The 25,005-nt window shown below is 64.2% G+C and carries 23 protein-coding genes and 4 tRNA genes; 9 read left to right on the top strand and 18 right to left on the bottom strand.

Annotated features, from left to right (window positions below):
- Positions 1-170: 170 nt before the first annotated feature.
- Positions 171-1,544, top strand: coding sequence for a M20/M25/M40 family metallo-hydrolase (locus tag AB0T83_RS06160; protein WP_366192165.1), 1,374 nt, complete (start codon positions 171-173; stop codon positions 1,542-1,544).
- A 109-nt stretch (positions 1,545-1,653) separates the two neighbouring features.
- On the opposite strand, the gene AB0T83_RS06165 is transcribed toward AB0T83_RS06160, so the two are convergent.
- From AB0T83_RS06165 to AB0T83_RS06175, 3 genes are all read right to left on the bottom strand, one after another.
- A tRNA-Asp gene (locus AB0T83_RS06165) sits at positions 1,654-1,730 on the bottom strand.
- A 231-nt stretch (positions 1,731-1,961) separates the two neighbouring features.
- Positions 1,962-2,038 (bottom strand) — tRNA-Asp (locus AB0T83_RS06170).
- Positions 2,039-2,136: 98 nt separating this feature from the next.
- Positions 2,137-3,636, bottom strand: coding sequence for a tetratricopeptide repeat protein (locus AB0T83_RS06175; RefSeq protein WP_366192166.1), 1,500 nt, complete (start codon positions 3,634-3,636; stop codon positions 2,137-2,139).
- Positions 3,637-3,743: 107 nt separating this feature from the next.
- Between AB0T83_RS06175 and AB0T83_RS06180 the strand changes: the two genes are divergently transcribed.
- Complete coding sequence (locus AB0T83_RS06180; RefSeq protein WP_366192167.1) at positions 3,744-4,193, top strand: DUF302 domain-containing protein; 450 nt, start codon at positions 3,744-3,746, stop codon at positions 4,191-4,193.
- Between the two features lie 120 nt (positions 4,194-4,313).
- On the opposite strand, the gene AB0T83_RS06185 is transcribed toward AB0T83_RS06180, so the two are convergent.
- From AB0T83_RS06185 to tgt, 5 genes are all read right to left on the bottom strand, one after another.
- Positions 4,314-4,389 (bottom strand) — tRNA-Val (locus tag AB0T83_RS06185).
- Positions 4,390-4,451: 62 nt separating this feature from the next.
- Positions 4,452-4,526, bottom strand: a tRNA-Val gene (locus AB0T83_RS06190).
- A gap of 157 nt (positions 4,527-4,683) precedes the next feature.
- Positions 4,684-7,092, bottom strand: coding sequence for an endopeptidase La (lon, locus tag AB0T83_RS06195; protein WP_366192168.1), 2,409 nt, complete (start codon positions 7,090-7,092; stop codon positions 4,684-4,686).
- Positions 7,093-7,297: 205 nt separating this feature from the next.
- Positions 7,298-7,798 (bottom strand): invasion associated locus B family protein, encoded by a 501-nt coding sequence (locus tag AB0T83_RS06200; RefSeq protein WP_366192169.1) that lies wholly within the window; start codon positions 7,796-7,798, stop codon positions 7,298-7,300.
- 75 nt (positions 7,799-7,873) lie between these two features.
- A complete protein-coding gene (gene tgt / locus AB0T83_RS06205) occupies positions 7,874-9,004 on the bottom strand; it encodes a tRNA guanosine(34) transglycosylase Tgt (protein WP_366192170.1) in 1,131 nt (376 codons plus the stop codon).
- A 185-nt stretch (positions 9,005-9,189) separates the two neighbouring features.
- Here tgt and rimK point away from each other — a divergent pair, with 185 nt between their 5' ends.
- The 4 genes from rimK to tpiA all read left to right on the top strand — a co-directional run bounded on the left by rimK (position 9,190) and on the right by tpiA (position 12,310).
- Positions 9,190-10,611: a 30S ribosomal protein S6--L-glutamate ligase gene (gene rimK / locus AB0T83_RS06210; protein WP_366192171.1), complete on the top strand. Its 1,422-nt coding sequence runs from the start codon at positions 9,190-9,192 to the stop codon at positions 10,609-10,611.
- Between the two features lie 52 nt (positions 10,612-10,663).
- Complete coding sequence (locus AB0T83_RS06215; protein ID WP_366192172.1) at positions 10,664-11,035, top strand: SUF system Fe-S cluster assembly protein; 372 nt, start codon at positions 10,664-10,666, stop codon at positions 11,033-11,035.
- A 74-nt stretch (positions 11,036-11,109) separates the two neighbouring features.
- A complete protein-coding gene (locus tag AB0T83_RS06220; protein WP_366192173.1) occupies positions 11,110-11,475 on the top strand; it encodes a HesB/IscA family protein in 366 nt (121 codons plus the stop codon).
- Between the two features lie 88 nt (positions 11,476-11,563).
- Entirely contained in the window at positions 11,564-12,310 is a 747-nt protein-coding gene (gene tpiA, locus AB0T83_RS06225) for a triose-phosphate isomerase (RefSeq protein WP_366192174.1), read from the top strand.
- 75 nt (positions 12,311-12,385) lie between these two features.
- Here the strand turns inward: tpiA and AB0T83_RS06230 are convergent, their stop codons facing one another.
- The 6 genes from AB0T83_RS06230 to AB0T83_RS06255 all read right to left on the bottom strand — a co-directional run bounded on the left by AB0T83_RS06230 (position 12,386) and on the right by AB0T83_RS06255 (position 18,621).
- Complete coding sequence (locus tag AB0T83_RS06230) at positions 12,386-12,988, bottom strand: superoxide dismutase (protein WP_366192175.1); 603 nt, start codon at positions 12,986-12,988, stop codon at positions 12,386-12,388.
- A 93-nt stretch (positions 12,989-13,081) separates the two neighbouring features.
- Positions 13,082-13,618 carry a sarcosine oxidase subunit gamma gene (locus AB0T83_RS06235; protein ID WP_366192176.1) on the bottom strand — a complete coding sequence of 179 codons (537 nt, stop codon included), beginning with the start codon at positions 13,616-13,618 and terminating at the stop codon, positions 13,082-13,084.
- Positions 13,611-16,616: a sarcosine oxidase subunit alpha family protein gene (locus AB0T83_RS06240; protein WP_366192177.1), complete on the bottom strand. Its 3,006-nt coding sequence runs from the start codon at positions 16,614-16,616 to the stop codon at positions 13,611-13,613. The genes AB0T83_RS06235 and AB0T83_RS06240 overlap by 8 nt, the downstream gene beginning before the upstream one ends.
- A gap of 59 nt (positions 16,617-16,675) precedes the next feature.
- Positions 16,676-16,984, bottom strand: a complete 309-nt coding sequence (locus AB0T83_RS06245; protein ID WP_366192178.1) for a sarcosine oxidase subunit delta — start codon at positions 16,982-16,984, stop codon at positions 16,676-16,678.
- A gap of 57 nt (positions 16,985-17,041) precedes the next feature.
- Positions 17,042-17,365 carry a TfoX/Sxy family protein gene (locus AB0T83_RS06250; RefSeq protein WP_366192179.1) on the bottom strand — a complete coding sequence of 108 codons (324 nt, stop codon included), beginning with the start codon at positions 17,363-17,365 and terminating at the stop codon, positions 17,042-17,044.
- Positions 17,365-18,621, bottom strand: coding sequence for a sarcosine oxidase subunit beta family protein (locus tag AB0T83_RS06255; protein ID WP_366192180.1), 1,257 nt, complete (start codon positions 18,619-18,621; stop codon positions 17,365-17,367). The genes AB0T83_RS06250 and AB0T83_RS06255 overlap by 1 nt, the downstream gene beginning before the upstream one ends.
- 172 nt (positions 18,622-18,793) lie before the next feature.
- Here AB0T83_RS06255 and ccmI point away from each other — a divergent pair, with 172 nt between their 5' ends.
- From ccmI to AB0T83_RS06270, 3 genes are read left to right on the top strand one after another with little or no spacing between them, the layout of a single operon-like run.
- Positions 18,794-20,020, top strand: coding sequence for a c-type cytochrome biogenesis protein CcmI (ccmI, locus tag AB0T83_RS06260; protein ID WP_435891147.1), 1,227 nt, complete (start codon positions 18,794-18,796; stop codon positions 20,018-20,020).
- A complete protein-coding gene (gene ruvX, locus AB0T83_RS06265; RefSeq protein WP_366192182.1) occupies positions 20,017-20,493 on the top strand; it encodes a Holliday junction resolvase RuvX in 477 nt (158 codons plus the stop codon). The genes ccmI and ruvX overlap by 4 nt, the downstream gene beginning before the upstream one ends.
- Positions 20,490-20,726 carry a DUF1289 domain-containing protein gene (locus AB0T83_RS06270; RefSeq protein WP_366192183.1) on the top strand — a complete coding sequence of 79 codons (237 nt, stop codon included), beginning with the start codon at positions 20,490-20,492 and terminating at the stop codon, positions 20,724-20,726. Before ruvX ends, AB0T83_RS06270 begins: the two co-directional genes overlap by 4 nt.
- 59 nt (positions 20,727-20,785) lie before the next feature.
- Here AB0T83_RS06270 and dusA read toward each other — a convergent pair whose 3' ends face one another.
- The 4 genes from dusA to AB0T83_RS06290 form a co-directional block, all read right to left on the bottom strand.
- A complete protein-coding gene (gene dusA, locus AB0T83_RS06275; protein WP_366192184.1) occupies positions 20,786-21,787 on the bottom strand; it encodes a tRNA dihydrouridine(20/20a) synthase DusA in 1,002 nt (333 codons plus the stop codon).
- Between the two features lie 255 nt (positions 21,788-22,042).
- On the bottom strand, positions 22,043-23,326 hold the full coding sequence (locus AB0T83_RS06280) for a TRAP transporter large permease (protein ID WP_366192185.1): 1,284 nt from the start codon (positions 23,324-23,326) through the stop codon (positions 22,043-22,045).
- A 9-nt stretch (positions 23,327-23,335) separates the two neighbouring features.
- The gene (locus tag AB0T83_RS06285; RefSeq protein ID WP_366192186.1) at positions 23,336-23,872 is read right to left on the bottom strand and encodes a TRAP transporter small permease; all 537 of its coding nucleotides are present in this window, start codon (positions 23,870-23,872) and stop codon (positions 23,336-23,338) included.
- Positions 23,873-23,933: 61 nt separating this feature from the next.
- Complete coding sequence (locus AB0T83_RS06290; RefSeq protein WP_435891149.1) at positions 23,934-24,917, bottom strand: TRAP transporter substrate-binding protein; 984 nt, start codon at positions 24,915-24,917, stop codon at positions 23,934-23,936.
- Positions 24,918-25,005: the final 88 nt, after the last annotated feature.

Consider the following 25,005-nt stretch of genomic DNA (forward strand, 5'->3'; position numbering starts at 1 on the left):
TTTTTTATATGCGTGTCACAGAATAGCTGCCCCACGCAATAGTCTTAATGGCGCATACTGTCCCGGCGCGTTTTGATGTAAGTCAAACTCCGTTTTACGGCAAGCGGCAGCTGATCTGGACGCGCCGATCCCCGGTGATAGGGTGGCGCGCGTCAATCAATGGAGTCCCCATGACCCTCGCTTCCGTTCTCGACCATATCGACACGAACCTGGATGCTGCGCTGAACCGTCTGACCGACCTGCTGAAGATCCAGTCCATCTCGACCGATCCCGCCCACAAGGACGATTGCGATGCCGCCGCCGACTGGCTGGTGGCGGATCTGGCCGGACTGGGCTTTCAGGCGGAAAAGCGCCCGACACCCGGTCACCCGATGGTGGTGGCCAAATCCGACGGCGCTGGTCCGCATGTGCTGTTCTACGGCCATTATGACGTGCAGCCCGTCGATCCGCTGGAGTTGTGGGACCGCCCGCCGTTCGAGCCGCGCATCGAACAGACCGCGACCGGCCCGGTGATCCGCGCCCGCGGTGCCTCGGATGACAAGGGCCAACTGATGACCTTTGTCGAAGCCTGCCGGGCCTGGAAAGCGGTGCATGGCACCCTGCCCGGCCCGATCACCATCTTCTTCGAGGGCGAAGAGGAAAGCGGCTCGCCCTCGCTGGTGCCCTTCATGGAAGCAAACGCGCCGGAACTGACTGCCGACATCGCCCTGATTTGCGACACCGGTCTGTTCGCGGACCGCGTGCCGGCCATCGTCACCCAATTGCGCGGGCTGGTAGGCGAAGAGATCACCATCACCGGTCCCGACAAGGATCTGCATTCGGGCATGTTCGGCGGCATCGCCATCAACCCCGCGCGGGTGCTGACGCGCATCCTGGCCGATCTGCACGATGACACCGGGCGCATCACCCTGCCGGGCTTCTATGACGGGGTGCCGCCCCTGCCCGACGATCTGCGCGCGCAGTGGGAGGGCCTGGACTTCGACCATGCCGCCTTCCTGGGGGGCGTCGGCCTGTCGGTGCCTGCGGGCGAGACCGGCAAGATGCCGGTCGAGATGATCTGGTCGGAACCGACCTGCGAGATCAACGGCATGTGGTCGGGCTATACCGGCGCCGGGTTCAAGACGGTGCTGCCGTCCAAGGCCTCGGCCAAGGTGTCGTTCCGCCTTGTGGGCCAGCAGGATCCCGACCGCATCCGCGCGGCCTTCCACGACTTCGTGACGGCGCGCCTGCCGGAGGATTGCACGGTGGACTTCGCCCCGCATGGTGCCTCGCCCGCCAGCCAGATGTCCACCGACCATCCGGCTTTCGAGCAGGCCCGCGCAGCCCTCAGCGATGAATGGCCCGATGCGGCGGCCTTCGTCGGTTGCGGCGGCTCAATCCCGATCGCGGGCTACTTCAAGACGCTGCTGGGGATGGATTCGATGCTGATCGGCTTCGCCAAGGATGACGACCAGATCCACTCCCCGAATGAGAAATACGATGTGGAGAGCTTTCACAAGGGCATCCGCAGCTGGGCTCGTATCCTTGACCGGCTGAACGGCTGATCCCATCCCCCGGCCCCGCGTCCTGCGGGGCCGCCCCCATGGTTCATGGGTGCAGACAGATATCTGCCCAAGGCAGGATTGTCTGTATCAATTCATGAGGGAAAGAAAGTGGCGCGGTTGACGGGACTCGAACCCGCGACCCCCGGCGTGACAGGCCGGTACTCTAACCAACTGAGCTACAACCGCGCTTTTCGCGTTCGGGACGCTGTGTCCCTAGGCGTGGGCGGTGTCTAAGTCTCCACGGCAGAGCCGTCAAGCAGTTTCCACGCGCCGCAATCAAAAAATCCGGGCAGCGGGAAAGGCGCTGCATCGCGCCCGGGACCCTCCGCAGAACACGGGTTTTCACAATGATCCAAAGTCACGGAACACACCCCGCCCGAGGCAGGGAATCTCTGATCACGAAGAGAGGGAAAGCCATGGCGCGGTTGACGGGACTCGAACCCGCGACCCCCGGCGTGACAGGCCGGTACTCTAACCAACTGAGCTACAACCGCGCGATGGAGTGTCTGTTTATGGTCCACTTCGCAGACCGTCAAGCGCCAATCCAACGCTTGTTTCAGGAAATCGAGATCACGCGCTGGGGGCCCACGGCCTAGGTCATCCCAGCATCTGACAGCGCCGTTTGCAGGCGGTCGCGCTCCTGCAGGTCAGGATAGGGAAACATGCGCGCAGCCTGTACCAGACCATATCGCGGGGCCAGCCGGCGCAGATGCGCCACCTCGCCCGAAGCCGCCTCCGTCTGGCCCAGTTCCACCAGCGCCCGGATCATTTGCACCCGCGCCGGAACAAAGCCCGGCACCCGCGCCAGCACCGCTCGGAACCTGACAACAGCCTCCTCTTGTGCCCCCAGCAGCACCAGACTGTGGCCACGGGGAAATTCCCAGCTTGGCGGGCAAAAGCTCTCGCCCGCCATGGCGGCCTCCAGCAGCGGTTGCGCCTGTGCCGGGCGGCCCAGCCGGTTCAGGGTCTCGCCATAGGCCACCAGCGCTTCGGCGTTGTCGGGGGACAGGGCCAAGGCCTGCTCGAAGGCCGCGATTGCGGCGTCGGGCCGATCCCGAAATCCCAGCACCCAGCCCAATCGGGCATGCGCCAGCGCCGAGCCTGCATCCAGCGCAATCGCCTTGCGCGCCAGCGCCTCGGCCGGATCCAGCGTCGCATCGCCATCCGGACGCGCGAAGACGAACAGCGAGGTTCGGCAATAGGCCTGCTGGGCATAGGCCTCGGCATAGCCCGGATCACAGCGCGCGGCCGCCTCGAAATGTGCCAGGGCGTCGGCAAATCCCGCCGGATCGTAACGATAGTAGGCATAGCGCCCTTGCAGATAGTGGTCATAGGCTTCGAAGGGACGCGCCGTGTGCGAGGCTTTGTCCACCGCTGCACCTCCGGGCATCAGCACCCCTGTCAGCCGGTTGCAGATCTGGTCCTGCGCCGACAGAAGCCGTGCCCGGTCGACGTCAAACCGTTCGGCCCAGATCTGGCGGCCATCGTTGGTATCCTCGATGGTCAGGGTAATTCGGTACCGCGCTCCAACGGGCCGCAGGCTGCCACCGATCACGCGCGATACGCCCAGATTGGCCGGCACCGCCTCTTGCCCCAGTGCGCGGCTGGTGTGATAGGACAGGACGGTCAGCGCCGGATGCCGCGACAGATCGGTGATCAGATCCTCGGTCAACCCGTCGGCCAAGTAGGCTTCTTCTGCCTGCGGGCAACGAAACATCCGCACCAGAATTGTCGGACCCTCACGCGCCTGGGCGTCTGGCAACAATTCACCCTCCACCTCGGCTACGAAACGAAACCCGCGTGAATGCACCGTGCGCACATACAGACGGGGGACAACGGTATCGCCCAGTGACCTGCGCAGCGCCTTGACCGCCGCCGACACCGCCCAATCCGACACCGCCCGGCCCTGCCACAGCGCGTCTATCAGATCGTCGCGACTGACCACACGGTCGCGGTTGCGGATCAGATGATCCAGAAGGCGCAGGCTTTGCGGCTCGATCTCCACCGCCGCCCCGTCGCGGGTCAGTTCTGCCCGCGCGGTATCGAAGGTGAAGGGACCAAACCGCCAGATCCGCCCGATGTGCTGCGCCATGCGCCGGATCCTCCCGAAATCCTCCAGAAATGCCCTTGGCACACTCCAGCACGAAGGGCGCGGACAAGGCAAACCTGTTTCATCAACCACATGGAAGGAGACCCCTCATGACCCGCCTGAAAACTCTTGCCGCCGCCGTCATCGGCCTGTCGGCCACCCCGGCCCTGGCCGAGCGCATCAACATCACCAGCAACGCCGATGTGACCACCTCGGTTGACCGCCTTGTTACTGCGGTCGAGGCCGCGGGCGCGCGGGTGTTTGCCAGGGTAGACTTCGCGCAGGGCGCCGCCACGATGGGCGAAACCCTGCGGCCCACCACGGTGGTGATTTTCGGCAGCCCCAAGATCGGCTCCACCGCGCTGCAGGAAGGCCAGACGATGGCGCTGTACCTGCCTTTGCGGATCCTGTTTTTCGAAGATGCCAGCGGACAGACATGGGCAACCTATGACGATCCCACCGCCGTTGCGCCGTCGCATGGCATTGCCGCCGACAATGCCGCCATCCAGAGAATGCAGGCCGCCTTGTCAAGGTTTTCGGCCATCGCGACAGGGAGTTGAACGGCATTCTTCATCCTGCCCCCGGTCGGGCCGATCCGGTTCGGCTGGGGGCTGATGCCCATGAGCGCGGCGCGAGATGCTGAAGACAGCATGTATCCAACCGCAGACGCAGGGCTTGCGTGGTGGGTGATGAGAGACTCGAACTCCCGACATCTTCGGTGTAAACGAAGCGCTCTACCAACTGAGCTAATCACCCACGCAAGGGTCGCGGCGCGACAGCGCGCTTTGGGTCTTCCGCCCGTATCAGACAGGGGGAAATGGTGGGTGATAAGAGATTTGAACTCCTGACATCTTCGATGTGAACGAAGCGCTCTACCACTGAGCTAATCACCCGTGGCGCGGTGTGTAGCCCTGCCCGACACAAGGTGCAAGACCAAATTTCCGGGTTTTTCGCGCGTCTGGCGGTTCAGGAACTGCCTGGGTCGGACCAAGAAAAAGGCCCGCATGGGATTGCCATGCGGGCCGATGCCTTGGGTCGGATGAACTCCAGTTAGTGGGCGCGCGCCGCGACGGTGTCGCCCCCACGTTCCAGCGCCGATTTGGCCGCGGCCTCTTCGGCTTCCTCATCCCATTCGATGGGCTCGGGCGTATCCACCAGCGCCATCTTCAGCACGTCGCGCACATGGCTGACGGGGATGATGTCCAGCCCTTCCTTCACGTTGTCGGGGATCTCGGTCAGATCCTTGGCGTTTTCTTCTGGGATCAGCACCGTGGTGATGCCGCCGCGCAGGGCCGCCAGAAGCTTCTCCTTCAACCCGCCAATGGCCAGAACATTGCCGCGCAGGGTAACCTCGCCGGTCATGGCGATGTCCTTGCGCACCGGGATCTGGGTCAGCACCGACACGATCGAGGTCACCATGGCCACCCCCGCCGACGGGCCGTCCTTGGGCGTCGCCCCTTCCGGCACATGGACGTGGATGTCGATCTTGTCGAACTTGGGCGGTTTCACCCCGATCTCGGGCGCGATGGAGCGCACGAAGCTGGAGGCCGCGTCGATGGATTCCTTCATCACGTCGCCCAGCTTGCCGGTGGTCTTCATCCGGCCCTTGCCCGGCAGGCGCAGCGCCTCGATGGACAGCAGATCGCCGCCGACGCTGGTCCAGGCCAGCCCGGTCACCACACCGACCTGGTTTTCCTGCTCGGCCAGACCATAGCGGAAGCGTTTCACGCCCAGCATGTCTTCCAGCGACTCCGGCGTCACCTCGACCTTGTCGGTCTGCTTGCGCACGATCTGGGTCACCGCCTTGCGGGCCAGCTTGGCGATCTCGCGTTCAAGGTTCCGCACCCCGGCTTCGCGGGTGTAGGTGCGGATGATCTCGGTCAGGGCCGCGTCGGAAATCTCGAACTCGCCCTTGCGCAGGCCGTGGTTCTTGATCTGCTTGGCGATCAGGTGCTGACGCGCGATCTCGCGCTTTTCATCCTCGGTGTAGCCGGCCAGCGGAATGATCTCCATCCGGTCCAGCAGCGGACCCGGCATGTTGTAGGTGTTCGCCGTGGTCAGGAACATCACGTTCGACAGGTCGTATTCGACCTCAAGGTAATGGTCCGAGAAGGTGCTGTTCTGTTCAGGGTCCAGCACCTCCAGCATCGCCGAGGCCGGGTCGCCACGGAAGTCTTGCCCCATCTTGTCGATCTCGTCGAGCAGGATGAGCGGGTTCGTGGTCTTGGCTTTCTTCAGCGCCTGGATGATCTTGCCGGGCATCGAGCCGATATAGGTCCGGCGGTGACCGCGGATCTCGGATTCGTCGCGCACCCCGCCCAGCGAGATGCGGATGAACTCGCGCCCCGTGGCCTTGGCGACCGATTTGCCCAGCGAGGTCTTGCCCACGCCCGGAGGGCCCACAAGGCACAGGATCGGCCCCTTGAGCTTTTTCGAGCGCTGCTGCACCGCCAGGTATTCGACGATGCGTTCCTTGACCTTCTCAAGACCATAATGATCGTCGTCCAGAACGGCCTGGGCGCGATTGAGATCCTTCTTGACCCGGCTCTTGGTGCCCCAGGGGATTGCCAGCATCCAGTCCAGATAGTTGCGCACGACGGTGGCTTCGGCCGACATCGGGCTCATCTGCTTGAGCTTCTTGATCTCGCCTTCGGCCTTTTCGCGGGCTTCCTTGGACAGATCGGTCGCGGCGATCTTTTCTTCCAGTTCGGCAATCTCGTTGCTGCCATCCTCGCCGTCGCCCAGTTCCTTCTGAATGGCCTTCATCTGCTCATTCAGATAATACTCGCGCTGCGTGCGCTCCATCTGGGTCTTGACGCGGGACTTGATCTGCTTCTCGACCTGAAGCACCGACATTTCGCCCTGGATGTGGCCATACACTTTTTCCAGACGCGAGGCGATTTCCAGCGTCTCCAGCAGTTCCTGCTTCTGCTCGACCTCGATGCCGAGGTGACCCGAGACCAGATCGACCAGCTTGCCCGGCTCGCGGGTTTCCGACACGGCGGCCAGCGCCTCGTCGGGGATGTTCTTGCGGATCTTGGCGTAGCGTTCGAATTCCTCGCCCACCGAACGGACCAGCGCCTCGACGGCGGCCTCCTCGCCCAGCGATTCCTCCAGCGGCATGACGCGGGCTTCGAAGAAATCCTCGTTGTCCAGATATTCGACGATCTCGACGCGCGAGCGGCCTTCGACCAGCACCTTGACGGTGCCATCGGGCAGCTTGAGCAGTTGCAGCACATTGGCCAGCACGCCGATGGTATAGATGCCGTCCGAGGTCGGCTCGTCCACGCTGGCGTCGATCTGGCTGGACAGCAGGATCTGCTTGTCATCCGCCATCACTTCTTCCAGCGCCTTGACCGACTTCTCGCGCCCGACGAACAGCGGGACGATCATGTGCGGGAAGACAACGATGTCGCGCAGCGGCAGGACGGGATAAGACGGGCTGAGTTGGTTTTCCATGACATATCCTTAGTGGCAGCAGGCCCCGGCCCCGAAACGGCAACCGAAACCTCTCCGATCAGACGGTTTAGGTGGGGTTCCTGCGACCGTCTGTCAACTCGTGGGTTCTGACTTGAACGTGACTGTGGCCCGCATTTCCGGCAAGGGCAAGGCGATCCGGCGACAACCCGCCCCGCTGTGCGGAAATACGATGCACAAGCCGCGTTCAGTCGCTCAATGCTTCGGCAACCTGGTCCAGAGCGGCGGAAAGTCCGGTCAGCGGGATGCTGGTCCTGACCGGGGAGTCCGCCTCGGCGGCGAAGAACCGGATGTCCAGGGCCGGCAGGATCGACATGTTCTGCAGATCATCCATCGCCACCCGGTCCAGCACCACGCAGCCTTCGGCAAGGCAGGTGGTGAAGGCATAGTCGCGCTGGATCGGTCCCGCCATCAGGGTCAGCGGTTGCTGCACCGCCGTGCCCAGCGGCACGAACAGCGCCATCTGGGCAAAGCTGGCCTCGGCCGCGATGGCAAAGGTCAAGGTGGCAAAGCGGCTGTTGACGGTCGGTTCCATCATCGAGCGCGAAATCACGCAGCCCCGGTCGTCGCAGGACACGGACCAGTCGGATTCGATCAGCTCCAACGGGGCCTCTTCAGCCGCCAGTGGCAGGGCACAGCACATCACTGCGGCGGTCAGGATCGGGGTCAGCTTCACGGTGAACTCCATCTTGGGTTGTGCAAGCTTCCCAGACCGGACCGGCGAAGGGAAGCTGTTTCACGGCACCACCGCCGGCGGCCTTGTCTACAGGCGCGGGATGTCCCCTTCGGCGCGCTGCGCATGAAAGGCGTCCTGGAAGGCGGCGAAACGGCCTTCGGCAATGGCGTCTCGGATGCCCTGCATCAACTCCTGGTAATAGTGCAGGTTGTGCCATGTCAGCAGCATCGAGCTGATGATCTCCTGACTGCGGAACACGTGGTGCAGGTACGCGCGGGAATAGTTGCGGCAGGCCGGGCAGCCGCAGGCCTCGTCCAGCGGGCGCGGATCGTCCTGGTGGCGGGCGTTCTTGATGTTGACCACCCCGTGCCGGGTGAACACCTGACCCGTGCGGCCCGAGCGCGACGGCAGCACACAGTCGAACATGTCGATGCCGCGCGCCACTGCACCAACGATATCATCGGGCTTGCCCACCCCCATCAGGTAGCGCGGCTTGTCGGCGGGCAGCATGTCGGGAGCATAGTCCAGAACACCGAACATGGCCTGCTGCCCCTCGCCCACCGCCAGACCGCCCACGGCGTAGCCCTCGAATCCGATGGCCCGCAGCGCCTCGGCGCTTTCGCCGCGCAGGTCCTGCTCAAGCCCGCCCTGCTGGATGCCGAACAACGCATGGCCGGGGCGATCCCCGAAGGCCGCGCGCGAGCGGTCCGCCCACCGCATCGACAGGCGCATCGAACTGGCGATGCGGTCGCGGTCGGCGGGCAGCGCCGGGCATTCGTCGAAGCACATCACGATGTCGGAGCCCAGCAGCTTCTGGATTTCCATCGACCGTTCCGGGGTCAGCCAGTGTTCCGAGCCGTCGATGTGGGATTTGAAACGCACGCCCTCTTCGGACATCTTGCGCAGGTCGGACAGGCTCATCACCTGAAAGCCGCCGCTGTCGGTCAGGATCGGCCGGTCCCAGTTCATGAACTTGTGCAACCCGCCCAGACGGTCGATGCGTTCCGCCGTGGGGCGCAGCATCAGGTGATAGGTATTGCCCAGCAGGATATCGGCCCCGGTGGCGCGCACGGATTCGGGCATCATCGCCTTGACGGTGGCGGCGGTGCCCACCGGCATGAAGGCCGGGGTGCGGATGTCGCCGCGCGGCGTGGCGACGACGCCGGTGCGCGCCTTCCCGTCGGTGGCGTTCAGGGTGAAGGAGAAGCTTTTGGTCATGGGATCTTCGCTATCGGCTTTGCCCGCGCCAGTACAGCACGGGCCCCTGCTTGGCCACAGTTCTTGCACCTTGCGCGAGAAGGGGCATAGTCGCGACGAACCCGTTGCCTTGGCACCGACTTCGTGCCCATACACGCAGCGCGCCACCGGCGACACCTACCTGACGCAACAAGGGCTCTTCCACCATGGACACTCCGAACGCCGCCTCCGAACCGTTCCAACTGGGCTGGGAGGAATGGGTGAGTCTGCCGCAACTGGGACTGCCCGCCCTGAAGGTCAAGGTTGATACCGGCGCGCGGACCTCGGCGCTGCATGCCTATGACATCGAATCCTTCGGCAGCGCCAGCAGCCCCAAGGTGCGCTTCACCATCCATCCGATTCCGGACCGCGAGGACGTGCTGATCCATTGTTCGGCCCCGGTGGTGGACCGGCGCGAGGTCACCTCGTCGAACGGCGAATCCGAATGGCGCTATGTGATCCGCACCAAAATCCGCATGGGCAAACGCGAATGGCCCATCGACGTATCGCTGACCGACCGGGGCAACATGGCCTACCGGATGCTTCTGGGCCGCACCGCGCTGGCCGAGGACATGCTGGTCACACCGCAGCAAAGCTTCTGCCAACCCGAACTGGGCTATGAGTCCTATCATTCGGTGGCCGTCAAACAGGATGCACCGCGCCGCAGCCTGCGCATCGCCGTGCTCAGCCGCGAGGCGCACAATTATTCCACCCGCCGTCTGGTCGAGGAAGGCGAATCGCGCGGCCATGTGGTCGAGGTCATCGACACCACCCGCTGCTACATGGCGATCAACCAGCTGTCGCCCGAGGTCTATTACGACGGCACGCGCCTGCCCCGCTATGACGCGGTGATCCCACGAATCGGCGCCTCGATCACCTCTTACGGCACCGCCGTGGTGCGCCAGTTCGAAACCATCGGCACCTATTGCGTGAACCCGTCCGACGGCATCACCGCGTCGCGCGACAAGCTGCATGCGCATCAGATCCTGGCACGGCAGCGGATCGGGATGCCGGCGACGGCCTTTGCCGCCTCGCCCAAGGATACCGGCAACCTGATCGGGCTGGCCGGCAACGCGCCGCTGATCGTCAAGTTGCTGGAAAGCACGCAGGGCAAGGGCGTGGTGCTGGCCGAGACCCGCAAGGCCGCCGAGTCGGTGATCGACGCCTTTCGTGGCTTGAAGGCCAGCTTCCTGGTGCAGCAATTCGTCAAGGAAGCGGCAGGCGAGGATATCCGTTGCCTGGTGATCGCGGGCAAGGTGGTGGCGGCCATGAAACGTTCGGCCGCCGAAGGCGAATTCCGGTCCAACCTGCATCGCGGCGGGAACTCCAGCCCGGTGCGCATCACCAAGCAGGAACGCGACGCCGCCGTGCGCGCCGCCAAGGCTTTCGGGCTGAACCTGTCGGGCGTGGACCTGCTGCGGTCGTCCACCGGACCGAAGGTTCTTGAGGTCAACTCTTCCCCCGGTCTGGAAGGCATCGAGAAATCCAGCGGCAAGAACGTCGCCGGGTTGCTGTATGACGCCATCGAAAAGAAGGCCCGCCCGGTGCCTGCCCGCCGCCGTGCTGCGGTAAAACCCAAGGCCACCTAGACGCGCCCGTCGTGCCGACATATATTCCCATGTGAAATAGTAAGGGATCACCATGTCAGCTCAGGACACAAGCGCGGCGCCCATGGAAGGCGCGCCGCTGATCAAGCCCTCTTCCACCGACCACCCGCTGTACGACACGGTGGTCGAAGCCTGTCGCACGGTCTTTGACCCGGAGATTCCGGTCAACATCTATGATCTCGGCCTCGTCTACACGATTGAGATCGGCACCGAAGGCGACGTCGAGGTCCTGATGACCCTGACCGCGCCCGGCTGCCCGGTGGCAGGGGAAATGCCCGGCTGGCTGGCCGAGGCGATCGAGCCCCTGCCCGGCGTCAAGACGGTCAACGTCGAACTGACATGGGAACCGCCCTGGGGCATGGACATGATGTCGGACGAGGCGCGACTGGAACTGGGGTTCATGTAAGCGTGCTGCCCGGCACATCTTGAGAATCCGACATCCAGCCCTTAGGTTTAATGGGCAACCACAAGGATCGACCCATGTTCGGCATCCCCGGAAAACAGGCCGTCTCGCTGACCCCGACGGCGGCCAGCCAGATCAGGAAACTGATGGCCAAGGACGGCACCACGGGCTTGCGCCTGGGGGTCAAGAAGGGCGGCTGCGCGGGCATGGAATACACGCTGGATTACGTGTCCGAGATCGACCCGCATGACGAGGTGGTGGAACAGGACGGCGCACGGGTGATGATCGCCCCGATGGCGCAGATGTTCCTGTTCGGCACCGAGATCGACTATGAGGTCTCGCTGCTGGAATCGGGCTTCAAGTTCCGCAATCCCAACGTGGTGGACGCCTGCGGTTGCGGCGAGTCGATCAAGTTCGACGAAAGCCTCGGCGCGGGCAGCTAGTGGCGCTGCGGCAAGATTCCGGGCCGCCTACCCTTGCGTTTCGTCCACGGCTTTCCCCTAATCGCGCAATAATCTGAAAGGGAGAGCCATGCCTCGCAAACTCGCAGCCGGTAACTGGAAAATGAATGGCGGTTCCGCGGAACTGTCGGAAATCGCGGCCCTGGCCCTGGCCCACCCGGCGCCCGGATGCGATGTGCTGATCTGCCCGCCCGCCACGCTGATCTCGCGCATGGCCGAGGCTGCCCGTGGCAGCGCCATCGCCGTTGGTGGACAGGATTGCCACGGTGCCGTGAGCGGCGCGCATACTGGCGACGTCTCGGCCCCGATGCTGCTGGATGCGGGTGCCAGCCATGTGATCCTCGGCCATTCCGAGCGGCGGCAGGATCACGGCGAAACCGATGCCACCGTGCGGATCAAGACCACCACCGCCGTTACCGAAGGGCTGATCGCCGTGGTCTGTATCGGCGAAACCCTGGGCGAGCGTGAAGCGGGCCAGACGCTGGACGTCATCGGCACGCAGATGGACGGCTCCCTGCCCGACAGCACCACCGCCGCGACCATCGTCGTCGCCTATGAACCGGTCTGGGCCATCGGCACCGGGCTGACCCCGACGCTGGACCAGATCGCCGAGGTGCACGATTTCATGCGCGCCCGCCTTGCCGCGCGTTTCGGCGCCGACATGGCAGATGGCATCCGCCTGCTTTATGGCGGCTCGGTCAAACCTTCGAACGCCGCCGAGATCTTTGCCGTGCCGAACGTCGATGGCGCGCTGGTGGGCGGCGCGTCCCTGAAGGCCGACGACTTCGGCCAGATCATCGCGGCACTGGACAGCTGACACGAAAACGGGGCCCCACAGGACCCCGTTCGACATTCCGACGCCCGCCACACCGGCGGGCGTTTCCATATGCGCTCAGCTCAGGCGCGAGGCGACATTTTCCCAGTTCACCAGGTTGTCGAGGAAGTTCGACAGATAGGCGGGACGCTTGTTGCGGAAGTCGATGTAGTAGGAATGCTCCCACACGTCGCAGCCCAGCAGTGCGGTCTGGCCAAAGCACAGCGGGTTCACGCCATTCTCGGTCTTGGTCACCTTCAGGCTGCCATCGGTGTCCTGCACCAGCCAGCACCAGCCCGATCCGAACTGGCCCGCGCCAGCGGCAGCGAACTGCGATTTGAACTCATCCACCGAGCCGAAAGCCTCGGTGATGGCCTTTTCCAGATTGCCGGGCATGCCGGCCTTGTCCGGGCCCATCATTTCCCAGAACTGGATGTGGTTCCAATGCTGCGAAGCGTTGTTGAAAATGCCGTTCTGGGCAACCGCGCCGGCCTGATAGGTGCCGGTGATGATGTCTTCCAGCGACTTGTCTGCCCACTCGGTGCCTTCGATCAGCTTGCTGCCGTTGTCGACATAGGCCTTGTGGTGCATGTCGTGATGGAACTCCAGAGTTTCCATCGACATGCCGAGCGGTTCGAGCGCGTTGTATTTATAGGGAAGGTCAGGAAGCTTGAAAGCCATGGGAAACCCCTGTTGTGGTGGTTGCTGTCACGGGACTCATGAAGGACGGGGCTGACCAAGGTCAACCCCGCATGCAGGTTTTTCCGTGCCCCATCAGGGCAAGACGATACCTTGCGTATGCCGCGCTGCCTGGGTGAGCACATCACGGGCATAGGTGGCCACCGACCGGAAACAGAGCAGATCGAAATCGGTGCCGTTTTCGGTCCAGAACGCGGCCGGGATCTGGGCCAGACGGGTGCGGCGCAATTCCCCTGGCGCGATCCGGGCCATGTCCACCGGGCAAAGCTTGGCCAGCGCGACCCGCGCGCCCGGCCCGGCGATGCGAAACCGGGCGCGCATGTCGTCGACCCGTTGCACCAGCGTGTGTTGACCGGCCAGCGCCGTGTCGAGCCTTGCAGTCAGATCGGCGCTGGCGGATGCATCGCAAAACACCAAGAGTTCATCGGGCGACATCCAGCCCACCTGCCCGGCCACGCAGGGCGCGATCTGCCGGGTGTCGGGAACGGTGATCCCGCAGGACGTCAGTGCCTCGGAAAAACCCGCATCCGCAAGGCTGCCGCGCACCAAGATCATTCCGCCCGGCGGCAGATCTTTGACGGTGGTTTCGGGGGTCTCCAGCAGATCAGGCATTCAGCTTCTCCCCTTCCGGGTCATAGAACACCGGGCTGACGATCCGGGTGTCGATGGTGGTGCCCGAGGTGGTGGCAAACTGGATGACCTCGCCCATCCGGTCCGGCCCGTGCTCGACCAGCCCCATGGCAATGCCCCGGCCCAGGGTCGGCGACATGTAGGTCGAGGTCACGCGCCCGATCATCTTGCGCTGGCCATGGACGTTGTCGCCCGCGCCTACCGCATAGGCACCGTCGGGCAGCACCGTGCCGTCCAGCGTCTCCAACCCGACCAGTTGCCAGCGGTTGGGATCGACCATATGCGCCCGCTGCTGCGCCCGCTTGCCCATGTAGTCGGCCTTTTTCTTCGAGATCGCCCAGCCCAGCCCCAGATCCTGCGGGATCACGGTGCCATCGGTTTCGTCCCCGATCATGATGAAGCCCTTTTCGGCGCGCATGATGTGCAGCGCCTCGGTGCCATAGGGCATGCCACCCAGATGCAATCCCAGTTCCATCATCCGATCCCACAGGGCGCGGCCCTGGTTCGCCGCCACGCGCACCTCGAAGGACAACTCGCCCGAGAAGGAGATGCGATAGATGCGCACCGCAAAACCGCCCAGGGTGCCGTCGATCCAGCCCATGAAGGGCAGCGCCGCGTTCGAGACATCCATGCCGCCCAGTTTTTCCAGCAGCTTGCGGGCATTGGGGCCGACCACGGCGATCTGCGCGTATTGCTCGGTCACATTGGCGGTATAGACCTTCCAGTCCCACCACTCGCACTGCAACCAGTCTTCCATATGGGCATGGATGCGATCGGCACCGCCGGTGGTGGTGTGACACAGAAAGGTGTCGTCATCGATCCGCGCGACCACGCCGTCATCGGTGAGAAAGCCGTTTTCCGTACACATCAGCCCATAGCGGCATTTGCCCGGTTTCAGATTGCTCATCATGTTGGTGTAGAGCATGTCGAGGAAACGGCCCGCGTCCGGCCCCTTGACGATGATCTTGCCAAGGGTCGAGGCATCAAGGAAACCAAGCGCTTGGCGAGTGTTCTTCACCTCGCGATGCACCGCCTCGTCGATGGATTCTCCGTCGCGCAGATAGCAGTACGGGCGGCGCCAATGGCCGACAGGCTCCCAATGGGCACCGTGGGTACCGTGCCAGGCGTGTATCGGCGTGCGGCGCAGGGGCTGGAAGGCGGCGTCACGGGCCTCACCGGTAATGGCGCCCATGGGCACCGGCGTATAGGGCGGGCGGAAGGTGGTGGTGCCGACCTCGGGGATCGGCTTGTCCAGTGCTTGAGATAAGACTGCCAGCCCGTTGATATTGCTCAACTTGCCTTGATCCGTGGCCATGCCGAGCGTGGTGTAACGCTTGGTATGCTCGACGCTTTCATAGCCTTCGCGGGCGGCCAGCTGCACGTCCGAGACCTTCACGTCGTTCTGGAAGTCCAGCCACATTTTCGACCGCAGTTCATAGCGCGCCTGCGCCGGCATGACCCAGATCGGGGCAATCGGTCCTTCGGCGGGGTCCTGGGCCTGCGACGGCGCGATGGGGGCAGTTTCCAGCTTCAGCGCCGCTTGCGTGGCTGCAACCGCATCGTGCAGGATCGCCCCGGTGTCGAAATGCCCGTTGGCCGCCCCGGCAGTGCGCACGAAGGGCTGGCCATCATGACCGGTGGGCAGCCGGGCGGGATCCGGGCGGAACATCGCACGCGCATCGTCCCAATAAAGCTTGCCGCCGCAATGGGAAAACAGATGCACGGCGGGCGACCAGCCGCCGGACATGGCCACGGCCTCGCAGTCGATGATCTCGGTCACTGCGCTGCCGCCGGTGTTCATGGCGCAGAGCGCCACGCCAGTGACGCGCTTGCCGCCCTTGACCTTGGCGATGGCTGTGCCGGTCAGGATGCGGACGCCGCGGACGCGCAACTGATCGATCAGTTCGCTTTGCGCTTCCTCCCGTGCATCGACGATGACCGGCACCTCCTGCCCCGCGTCCAGCAGGGTCAGCGCGGTGCGATAGGCGTCGTCGTTGTTGGTGACGATGACCGTGCGGGCACCGGGGCTGATCGCCCAGTTGACCACATAGTCGCGCACGGCGCCGGCCAGCATCACGCCGGGAATGTCATTGCCGGCGAAACTCAGCGGCCGTTCGATGGCGCCGGTGGCGACCAACACCTGTTTGGCACGGATTTTCCACAGGCGCGCGCGGGCGCTATCCGAGCCGGCCACATGGTCGGGCGGCAGTTCGGTGGCCAGCACATAGCCATGGTCATAGACACCCGAGCCTTGGGTGTGCCGTTTCAGGGTGACATTGGACAGGCTTTCCAGTTCTGCGACCGTGGCGGTGATCCAGTCGTCCGCCGTTTGACCGTCGATCTGCGCACCATCGACCGGCACGCGCCCGCCCCAATGTCCGGTCTGTTCGATCAGCAGAACCCGCGCGCCGGAAATGCCCGCCGCCAGCGCAGCCTGCAGACCGGCCACGCCACCGCCGACGATCAGCAGATCGCAATGGGCGTAGAGATGTTCGTAGACGTCGCCGTCCTTCTCGGTGGGGGCCTTCCCCAGACCGGCGGACTGCCGGATGAAGGGTTCGAACACATGCTTCCAGAAGGGGCGCGGATGGATGAAAGTCTTGTAATAGAAGCCGGCGGTCAGGCCCGGCGCGAGGATCTGGTTCAGCGCCCCGATGTCTGCCTCCAGCGACGGCCAGTGGTTCTGGCTGGTCAGCGTGGCCTCGTCCTGCAAGGGGGTCGTGGTGGTACGCTGGTTGGGCTCGAAAAACCGGCCCTTGCCCAGGCCGACCAGGGCGTTGGGCTCTTCCGGACCCGAGGCGACAATGCCGCGCGGGCGATGGTACTTGAACGAGCGGCCCACCAGCATCTGGTCGTTGGCCAGAAGGGCCGAGGCCAGCGTATCGCCCGCAAACCCGGTCATGGCGTGGCCGTTAAAGGTGAACGGGCTGGTGCGCGTGCGGTCGATCAGGCGGCCGCCGGAGGCAAGACGGGTGCTCATGGATCAGGCCTCCGCGCCGGTAGTGAGGTTGGATTGAGTATTTCTGACAAGAAAAAAGGTCATGCAGCAGGCTCCACCCCGGCGGCTTTCAGCAGGTCGGCGGGCGGGATCAGGGTCTGGGCCGGATAGGTTCCGAAGACCTGCAGCGTGGTCGTGTCGCGCAGGGCGTGGAACCATTTCCCGCAGCCGTAGACATGGCGCCAGCGTTCGGCATGAACGCCGCGCGGGTTCTGACGCAGGAAGAGATAAGCCTCGAAATCGTCGTCGCTGCTGTCGGGGCCGAAGCGGGTCAGATGCGCCTCGCCGCCGCCATGAAGTTCGGTTTCATCGGCTTGCAGGCCGCAATAAGGGCAGGTGAGCGTCAGCATGGGAAAGCCTTGGGCTGGCCGGGATCGGTCGGGTGAAAGAAGCGCATCATGGCGGGGCTATTTGGCGGGCAGGCTGGCGGCATGGGCCAGCGCCATGGTGGTCAGGGCCGCGCGGGTGCTGTCGGGCAGATCGGCGTCGGCCTCGACAATGCCGCCCATGCGGCGGCCGGTGAAGCTGAGCGGGCGGACGCCCTGAAAGACCAGCGCGTCGGCTTCGGCGGTCTTGCCCACGCGGTACATCAGCCCGCCCTTGTGGACGCCACAGACCATGTTGCCGTTGAGCAGGAAGCACAAGCCGCCGAACATCTTCTTCTCGGCCATGCCGGGACCGATGCCGAGATCGTCGCGCATGGCGTTGGCGAGGGATTCGTCAAAGGGCATCAGTGCGCCACCCCCGCCGCCACGCTTTCATCGATGAAGCGGCCTTCACGGAAGCGGTTCAGGCCGAATTCAGCGGCCAGCGCGCCCGGTGTGCCCCTGGCCATCAGTTCCGCCATGGCCCAGCCCGAGCCTGGGATGGCCTTGAAGCCGCCGGTGCCCCAGCCGCAGTTGATGAAGCAGTTGCCCAGCGGCGTGGTCGAAAGGATCGGCGAGCGGTCGCCGGTCATGTCCACGATGCCGCCCCATTGGCGCAGCATCTTCAGGCGCGAGATCATCGGGAAGGTTTCGACCAGAGCACGGACGGTTTCCTCGATATGGTGGAAGCTGCCCCGCTGGGTGTAGTTGTTGTAGCCGTCGGCGCCGCCGCCGATGACCATCTCGCCCTTGTCGGACTGGCTCATGTAGCCGTGCACGGTGTTGGCCATGACCACCACATCCATGCAGGGCTTGATCGGTTCGGACACCAACGCTTGCAGCGACACCGATTCGATGGGCAGGCGGAAGCCGGCCATCTCGGCCAGATGGCCCGAATGTCCGGCCACCACCAGACCCAGCTTGTCGCAATCGACCGGGCCGCGCGAGGTTTCCAGACCCGTCACCTTGCCGCCTGCGCTGCGCACGCCGGTGACTTCGCACTTCTGGATGATGTCCATGCCCATGTCGGAACAGGCCCGCGCATACCCCCAGGCCACCGCATCGTGCCGCGCGGTGCCGCCACGTGCCTGCCAGAGCGCGCCCAGCACCGGGTAGCGCGGCCCGTCGATGTTGATGATCGGGCACAGCTCCATGACGCGGTCGGGGCCAATGAATTCGGTCTGCACGCCTTGCAGGGCATTGGCATGTGCAGTGCGCAGGTAGCCGCGTTTTTCGTGTTCGGTCTGGGCCAGCATCATCACGCCGCGCGGGCTGAACATGATGTTGTAGTTCAATTCCTGACTGAGTGTTTCATAGAGGCTGCGCGCCTTTTCATAGATCGCGGCCGAGGGATCCTGAAGATAGTTCGACCGGATGATCGTCGTGTTGCGCCCGGTGTTGCCGCCGCCCAGCCAGCCCTTTTCCAGGATCGCCACATTGGTGATGCCGAAGTTCTTGCCAAGGTAATAGGCCGTGGCCAGCCCGTGCCCCCCGGCGCCGACGATGATCACATCGTATCGCGGCTTCATCGGGCGGTCGGCCCAGGCCCTGTCCCAGCCCGCGTGCTGGCGCAGGGTTTCGCGGGCGATGGCAAAGGCGGAATAGCGGCGTTTGGGCGGCACGGGCGAACCTCTTGCAGTTTGGCCACAGCATGGCGTGAACGCGGGACCATGCCAAGACGATAGGCGGCAATCGCCCTGTGATAAGCGACATGCGGCACAAAGCGCGGGCCCCCGCCAGTACAGCCGCGTTTGACGCCTTTTTCCCGGACAAAAAAGCGCCTATGTCCCGGTCATGATGTTCTGGATCCTGACTTCGGCCCTGGCGCTGGCCTCTGCGGTGCTTCTGGCCCTGGCGCTGCTGCGCCGCCCGCAAGCCGCCCCTGACCGGGCCGAATACGATATCGCCGTCTACCGCGACCAGCTGAAGGGCGTGGAGCGCGACCTTGCCCGTGGCGTGATCACCGAAGAGGTGGCCGAGCGCACACGGACCGAGGTCAAGCGCCGCATCCTGGAAGCCGACAAGGCGCGGTCGGCCCGCGTTGCACCGGGATCGGCCCCGCGCGGGGCGACCCTGGGCCTGATCGCCGTGTTGGGCATCGTGCTGGGCGGTGGCAGCTTTGCGGCCTACCTGAAGCTGGGCGCGCCCGGCTTTGGCGACCTGCCGTTGAAGACCCGCATCGAAAACGCGCGCACGCTGCGCGAAACCCGGCCCAGCCAGTCCGAGGCCGAGGCAAGGACCGAGCCGCTCACCGGCCTGCCCGAACGCGATCCGCAATTCGTCAAGCTGGTGGAGCAATTGCGCACGACCGTGGCGGACCGCCCCGACGATCCGCGCGGCTTTGAGTTGCTGGCCAACAACGAGGCCGCCCTTGGCAATTTCACCGCCGCCCACAAGGCACAGGCGCGGCTGATCGAGTTGCGCGGCACGGATGCCACCGCCACCGACTATGTCACCTGGGCCGACCTGATGGTGATCGCCACCAACGGCTATGTCTCGCCCGAGGCCGAGGCGGCGCTGAACGAAACCCTGAAGCGCGATCCGCACAACGGGCCGGCGCGCTATTACATCGGGCTGATGCATGCCCAGACCGGGCGCCCCGACATGGCGTTCCGTATCTGGAAACCGCTGATGGAGGAGTCCACACCCGACGCGCCCTGGCTGCCCGCCATTCGTGGCCAGATCGAGGAACTCGCCTTCCGCGCCGGCATCGATTACCGGCTTGCCGAGGTCGCGCCCCTGGCTGGCCCCTCCGCCGAGGATATGGATGCCGCCGCCGAGATGAGCCCCGAGGAGCGGATGGAGATGATCCGCACCATGGTCGAGGGCCTGTCGGAACGTCTGGCCAGCGAAGGCGGTACGCCATCGGAATGGGCGCGGCTCATCACCGCCCTGGGCGTGCTGGGCGAAACCGGACGGGCCAACGCGATCTACGCGGAAAGCCAACAGGTCTTTGACGGCAATGCCCCGGCTCTGAACGAATTGGCCGAGGCCGCGCGCCGGGCGGAGATCTTGCAATGATCCACGACGGGTTCGAGGCCTTTGCCGCCGCCCTGCCCCCCAATCGCGCCATCATCTGTCTGGACTATGGCACCAAGACCATCGGTCTGGCGATGTCGGATCCGCGCCGCAAGGTGGCGTCTCCGGTCAAGACCATCAAGCGCAAGAAGTTTACAAAGGATGTGCTGGAGATCCTCACGTTCAGCCGCGAGCGCGAGATCTCGGGCGTCCTGCTGGGCCTGCCGCTGAACATGGACGGAAGCGAGGGACCGCGCTGCCAGTCCACCCGCGCCTTCGCGCGCAACCTGTCGGAGATGACCGAAATGGCCATCGGATACTGGGATGAACGTCTGAGCACCGTCGCCGCCGAGCGGGCGTTGCTGGAATCCGACCGCTCGCGCGGCAAGCGGGCGGCGATCATCGACAATGTGGCGGCCAGTTTCATCCTTCAGGGCGCACTGGACCGGCTGTCGTTCATGGAGTCCTCGGGATGAACACCCCGGTCTGGAAACGCGACGAGATCGAAAGCCCCTGCGTGCAGATCTGCGTCATCCATCCCGACACCCGCCTCTGCGCCGGATGCCATCGCACCATGGATGAGATTACCGAGTGGGGCCGGATGAGCGTCGAGCAGCGCCGGATCGTCATGGCACAATTGCCGCAACGTGCAGCCCTGAAGCCGCGCCGTCGCGGTGGGCGCGCCGCCCGTCAGACGCGCGAAGGCTGAGCTTCAGACCGCGGGATCCGGCAAGCAGGCCAGGTGCCGCCCCCACACCGGCAGGTTACCTATTCCGCCGCAACCGAAGCCACGTCGTGCATGAGGTCCAGGGCTTCCTGAATGATCCGGGCGTCGGCTTCGGGACGGCTGGCGGCTTCGGACAGATGCCGCCGCCACGCGCGGGCACCGGGACGGCCTGCAAACAGCCCCAGCATGTGCCGGGTCACAGAATGCACCCGCCCGCCTTCAGACAGATGATGCTCGACATACGGGATCATGGTTTGGGCCACCGCCACCGGGTCAGCGCGCGCCTGCCCGCCGAAAATACGGGCATCGGCCTGCGCCAGAATGTCGGCGGGTGCATGGTAGGCGGATCGCCCGATCATCACCCCGTCCAGCCCCTCGGCCAGGAAGGTTTCGGCTTGATCCAGAGATGTGATACCGCCGTTAACCGAGATGTGCAGGTCCGGAAAGGCGCGTTTCATCTCCAGCACCAGCGGATAGTTCAGCGGCGGAACCTCGCGGTTTTCCTTGGGGCTGAGACCTTTCAGCCAGGCCATGCGGGCGTGGATTGTCACCCGGCGAATTCCAGCGGCGCGGATGGTTTCAAGGAAGTTCGGCAAGATCTCGTCGGGCACCTGATCGTCTACCCCGATCCGGCATTTGACCGTGATCTCGGCCTGACCGGCAGTCTCGGCCATAGCCGACACGCAGTCGGCCACCAGACCGGGATCCTTCATCAGAACCGCGCCAAACGCGCCGGACTGGACCCGGTCCGACGGACAGCCGACATTGAGATTGATCTCGCCGTAACCATGGGCCGCGCCCAGCCGCGCCGCTTGGGCCAGTTCGGAGGGCACCGACCCGCCCAGTTGCAGCGCCACCGGCTGCTCCGCCGGATCGAAGCGCAACAGATGCAGCGCGCCGCCGTGCACCAGCGCGGGGGCCGTCACCATCTCGGTATAGAGCAGTGTCTCCTTCGACAGCAGCCGATGGAAATAGCGGCAGTGCCGGTCGGTCCAGTCCATCATCGGGGCGACGGACAATCTGGCGTGGCGGGCTAGATCCATGTCTTGCATCTTCGAACTGCGGGCGGCGAGAACCGCGACGCGGTGATGCCTCCGGGTTGGCGCTTCTGCGATGGCTCTTTGCATATATATGCCAAAGACGAAAGCCGTCTCCCCCGCCAGTGGCCGAGGTACTCCACGGCGATGCAGGCTGACGATTTCGCACTGGACTGATAGAAAAGTGGCGCGGGTCCGTCGACCCACGCCACAAACTCGTTACGTTTCACACGGTGCCGCCGTTCCCGCGCACACCGGATTTTACGGGTCCAGCAATGCCGGCAATGTCAGCGATACGGCCGGAATGAACGTAATCAGCATCAGAGCCACGAGGATCGCGATGTAAAACGGCCAGATCGTGCGGACCGCCTTTTCCATCGGCAGCTTGCCAACCGCGCACCCCACGAACAGGCACGATCCGACCGGGGGCGTGCACAGCCCGAGCCCGAGGTTGACCAACAGGATCATCCCGAACTGGTAAGGGTCGACGCCCAGGCTGACAGCGACCGGCAGGAAGATCGGCGTACAGATCAGGATCAGCGCGGCCATGTCCATGATCATTCCCAGCACCAGAAGCGCGAGGTTGATCATCAGCAGGATGAGAATGGGATTGTCGGTGAGCCCGGTCAGCAGGTCCACGGTCTTGTCCGGCACCCTGTAGAAGGTCAACATATAGGCGAAGGCCCCGGCACAGGCGATCAGGATCATCACCATCGAGGTTGTGCGGACCGACTGCGCTACAGCGGTGCGGAAGTTGGTCCAGGTGATGCTGCGATAGACCAGAAGCGTGACAAGAAACGCGTAGATGGCGCCGAATGCCCCCGACTCGGTCACCGTGAACACGCCCGACAGAACGCCGCCCACGATGATCACCGCCGTCAACAGGCCCGGCAGCGCCCCGAGGAAGGCCATCATCAGCGCGGTCCAGCCGGGGAATTTCTCGGCCTTGTAGCCGCGTTTCACGGCGACGATATAGGCCGCCGTTGCAAGGCAGCAGCACATCAGGATGCCGGGTACGACGCCCGAGAGGAACAGCTTCGAGATCGAGATGCCGCCGCCCGCCGCGATGGCGAAGATGATCATGTTGTGGCTGGGCGGGATGATGATGCCGGCGATAGAGGAGGTCACGGTGACATTGACCGCGTAGTCGGCGTCATAGCCCTTTTCCTTCATCACCGGCACCAGGATCGATCCCAGCGCCGAGATATCGGCCACGGCCGAGCCCGAGATGCCCCCGAACAGCATGGAGGAGAACACGTTCACGATGCCCAGCCCGCCTCGGACCGCGCCGACGGCGGCAGAGGCGAACTTCACCAGCCGCATGGCGATGCCGCCGTGGAACATCAGCTCGCCCGCGAAAATGAAGAAGGGGATCGCCATCAGCGAAAAGACGTTGATCCCCGAGATGATCCGCTGGAAGCCGACCATCAGTGGCAAGCCTTCGAAGGCAAAGGCTGCAAGCGCCGAGATGCCAAGCGCAAAGGCGACTGGCAGGCCGATCACGACACAAAGCGCGAACAGGCCGAGAAGAAGGAAAAGTCCCATTGAGGAGCCTTACTGTATGATGTCGCTGCGCAGGTCGCGACCCAGCGCGAGGCGCGCCAGATGTGCCAGCGCAAACAACGTGATGAGGCCGCCTCCTATGGTCAGGGGCAGCGATCTGAGCCCTTCGGGAAGCTGGATGAGCGGGATCATGGATCCCCATTTGAAGGCCGTAAGCTGGGCTCCGTAGATCAGCATCAGCAGGCCAAAACCGGCCATGAAGACATCGGTCATGATAACGAACACGGTGCGCAGCCAGCGCGGGACATAGGTGCGGAAGGCAACGACCGACAGATGGGTGTCCTCATGCACACCCACCGCAGCGCCCAGAAAGGCGATGACCATCGTCAGCAGCAGGGCCGCCTGCTCGACCCATGTGGGCGTGGCGTTCAATACGTACCTGCCGAAGACCAGCCAGCCGAAGATCACCGTCAGCACCACCAGCGACACACCCGTGATTATCCGGCAGGCCTGGGCAACGGCGTCGAGCAGCTTCTCGACCGGCCGCAGAAAATCTCTGGCCGGCGTGTGGGCGTTCGCATCGCTCATGAAATGTCCCTCAAGTGATGGCGGCCCCGCGGGCAATCCGCGGGGCCGCGCATGAACAGATTTACTCGGTGGACTGGATCAGCTCGACCAGCGGGCGCAGATCGGGGTTGGCCGACAGATACGCCTCGTAAACCGGCACCATGGCTTCCTGGAACGCGGTCTTGTCGGCGATTTCGTTGGTGATGGCACCCGCCTTTTCGACCATTTCACGGCTGGAGGCTTCGCGTGCCGCCCAAAGCTCCTGCTGGAGCGCCGCCGATTCCATCGCCGCTTCTTTCACCGCCACCTTCATCTCGTCCGACAGGCCATTGTACACATCTGAATTGATGCACAGGCACTCCGGAATGATGAGGTGCTGGCTGAGCGAGTAGTAGCCTGCAACTTCGAAATGGCCGGTCGATTCGTAAGACGGCCAGTTGTTTTCAGCCCCATCCACGACACCGGTCTTGAGCGACTGGTAGACTTCGGCGAAGGCCATCGGCGACGGGTTGCCGCCCAGTTCCGAGATCATGCCGGAATACAGGTCGTTGTTCATGACCCGCACCTTCATGCCGGCCACATCCCCGGGCACGTTGATCGGCTTCTGGCCGTTGTAGAACGACCGGGCGCCGGCGTCGTACCATGCCAGCGGCACAAGACCCTTGGCCGCCATACCATCTGCAATGAGCTGCCCGGCTTCACCGTTCAGCACCCGGAACATGTGCGGGACGTCCTTGAAGATGAACGGCAGCGAGACAACATTCGCCTCGGCCGCGATCGGCCCGATCGGGCCGAGGTTGAAGTTGGCAACCTCCAGCGCGCCCAGACGCACCTGTTCGATGGCGTCGGACTGGTTACCCAGCGTGCCGCCGTGGAACATCTGAAGGGTGATTTCGCCATCCGTCTTCTCGGCGAGAAGTTCGGCGAATTTGTCCATTGCAACGGTGTTCGGATACCCATCGACATGGATATTCCAGCCCCGCCAGTTGTCTGCCATCGCGGCAGAGCCCAGCAATGTGACGGCTGTCACGGCTCCGACGATTGATGCGCCAAGTTTCTGATACATGAGATCCTCCCTCTTGTTTACTTTCGACATGTGGCCCGTTGGAATGAGTGCGCTGACACCTCCGTCAGCTTGCATTCCCCCACATAAT

The organism is Meridianimarinicoccus marinus (assembly GCF_040689105.1).
GTDB lineage: Bacteria > Pseudomonadota > Alphaproteobacteria > Rhodobacterales > Rhodobacteraceae > Meridianimarinicoccus > Meridianimarinicoccus marinus.

Excerpts from the sequence above, each read along its gene's own strand:
- AB0T83_RS06245 (WP_366192178.1), bottom strand. The coding sequence starts at position 16,984 with ATGCTGACGCTCACCTGCCCTTATTGCGGCCTGCAAGCCGATGAAACC.
- dusA (WP_366192184.1), bottom strand. The coding sequence starts at position 21,787 with ATGGATCTAGCCCGCCACGCCAGATTGTCCGTCGCCCCGATGATGGAC.
- AB0T83_RS06235 (WP_366192176.1), bottom strand. The coding sequence starts at position 13,618 with ATGCCTGATCTGCTGGAGACCCCCGAAACCACCGTCAAAGATCTGCCG.
- ccmI (WP_435891147.1), top strand. The coding sequence starts at position 18,794 with ATGATGTTCTGGATCCTGACTTCGGCCCTGGCGCTGGCCTCTGCGGTG.
- AB0T83_RS06285 (WP_366192186.1), bottom strand. The coding sequence starts at position 23,872 with ATGAGCGATGCGAACGCCCACACGCCGGCCAGAGATTTTCTGCGGCCG.
- AB0T83_RS06230 (WP_366192175.1), bottom strand. The coding sequence starts at position 12,988 with ATGGCTTTCAAGCTTCCTGACCTTCCCTATAAATACAACGCGCTCGAA.
- AB0T83_RS06270 (WP_366192183.1), top strand. The coding sequence starts at position 20,490 with ATGAACACCCCGGTCTGGAAACGCGACGAGATCGAAAGCCCCTGCGTG.
- tpiA (WP_366192174.1), top strand. The coding sequence starts at position 11,564 with ATGCCTCGCAAACTCGCAGCCGGTAACTGGAAAATGAATGGCGGTTCC.
- AB0T83_RS06220 (WP_366192173.1), top strand. The coding sequence starts at position 11,110 with ATGTTCGGCATCCCCGGAAAACAGGCCGTCTCGCTGACCCCGACGGCG.
- lon (WP_366192168.1), bottom strand. The coding sequence starts at position 7,092 with ATGGAAAACCAACTCAGCCCGTCTTATCCCGTCCTGCCGCTGCGCGAC.
- tgt (WP_366192170.1), bottom strand. The coding sequence starts at position 9,004 with ATGACCAAAAGCTTCTCCTTCACCCTGAACGCCACCGACGGGAAGGCG.
- rimK (WP_366192171.1), top strand. The coding sequence starts at position 9,190 with ATGGACACTCCGAACGCCGCCTCCGAACCGTTCCAACTGGGCTGGGAG.
- AB0T83_RS06160 (WP_366192165.1), top strand. The coding sequence starts at position 171 with ATGACCCTCGCTTCCGTTCTCGACCATATCGACACGAACCTGGATGCT.
- AB0T83_RS06250 (WP_366192179.1), bottom strand. The coding sequence starts at position 17,365 with ATGCCCTTTGACGAATCCCTCGCCAACGCCATGCGCGACGATCTCGGC.
- AB0T83_RS06240 (WP_366192177.1), bottom strand. The coding sequence starts at position 16,616 with ATGAGCACCCGTCTTGCCTCCGGCGGCCGCCTGATCGACCGCACGCGC.
- AB0T83_RS06200 (WP_366192169.1), bottom strand. The coding sequence starts at position 7,798 with ATGGAGTTCACCGTGAAGCTGACCCCGATCCTGACCGCCGCAGTGATG.
- AB0T83_RS06180 (WP_366192167.1), top strand. The coding sequence starts at position 3,744 with ATGACCCGCCTGAAAACTCTTGCCGCCGCCGTCATCGGCCTGTCGGCC.
- AB0T83_RS06175 (WP_366192166.1), bottom strand. The coding sequence starts at position 3,636 with ATGGCGCAGCACATCGGGCGGATCTGGCGGTTTGGTCCCTTCACCTTC.
- ruvX (WP_366192182.1), top strand. The coding sequence starts at position 20,017 with ATGATCCACGACGGGTTCGAGGCCTTTGCCGCCGCCCTGCCCCCCAAT.
- AB0T83_RS06290 (WP_435891149.1), bottom strand. The coding sequence starts at position 24,917 with ATGTATCAGAAACTTGGCGCATCAATCGTCGGAGCCGTGACAGCCGTC.
- AB0T83_RS06215 (WP_366192172.1), top strand. The coding sequence starts at position 10,664 with ATGTCAGCTCAGGACACAAGCGCGGCGCCCATGGAAGGCGCGCCGCTG.
- AB0T83_RS06280 (WP_366192185.1), bottom strand. The coding sequence starts at position 23,326 with ATGGGACTTTTCCTTCTTCTCGGCCTGTTCGCGCTTTGTGTCGTGATC.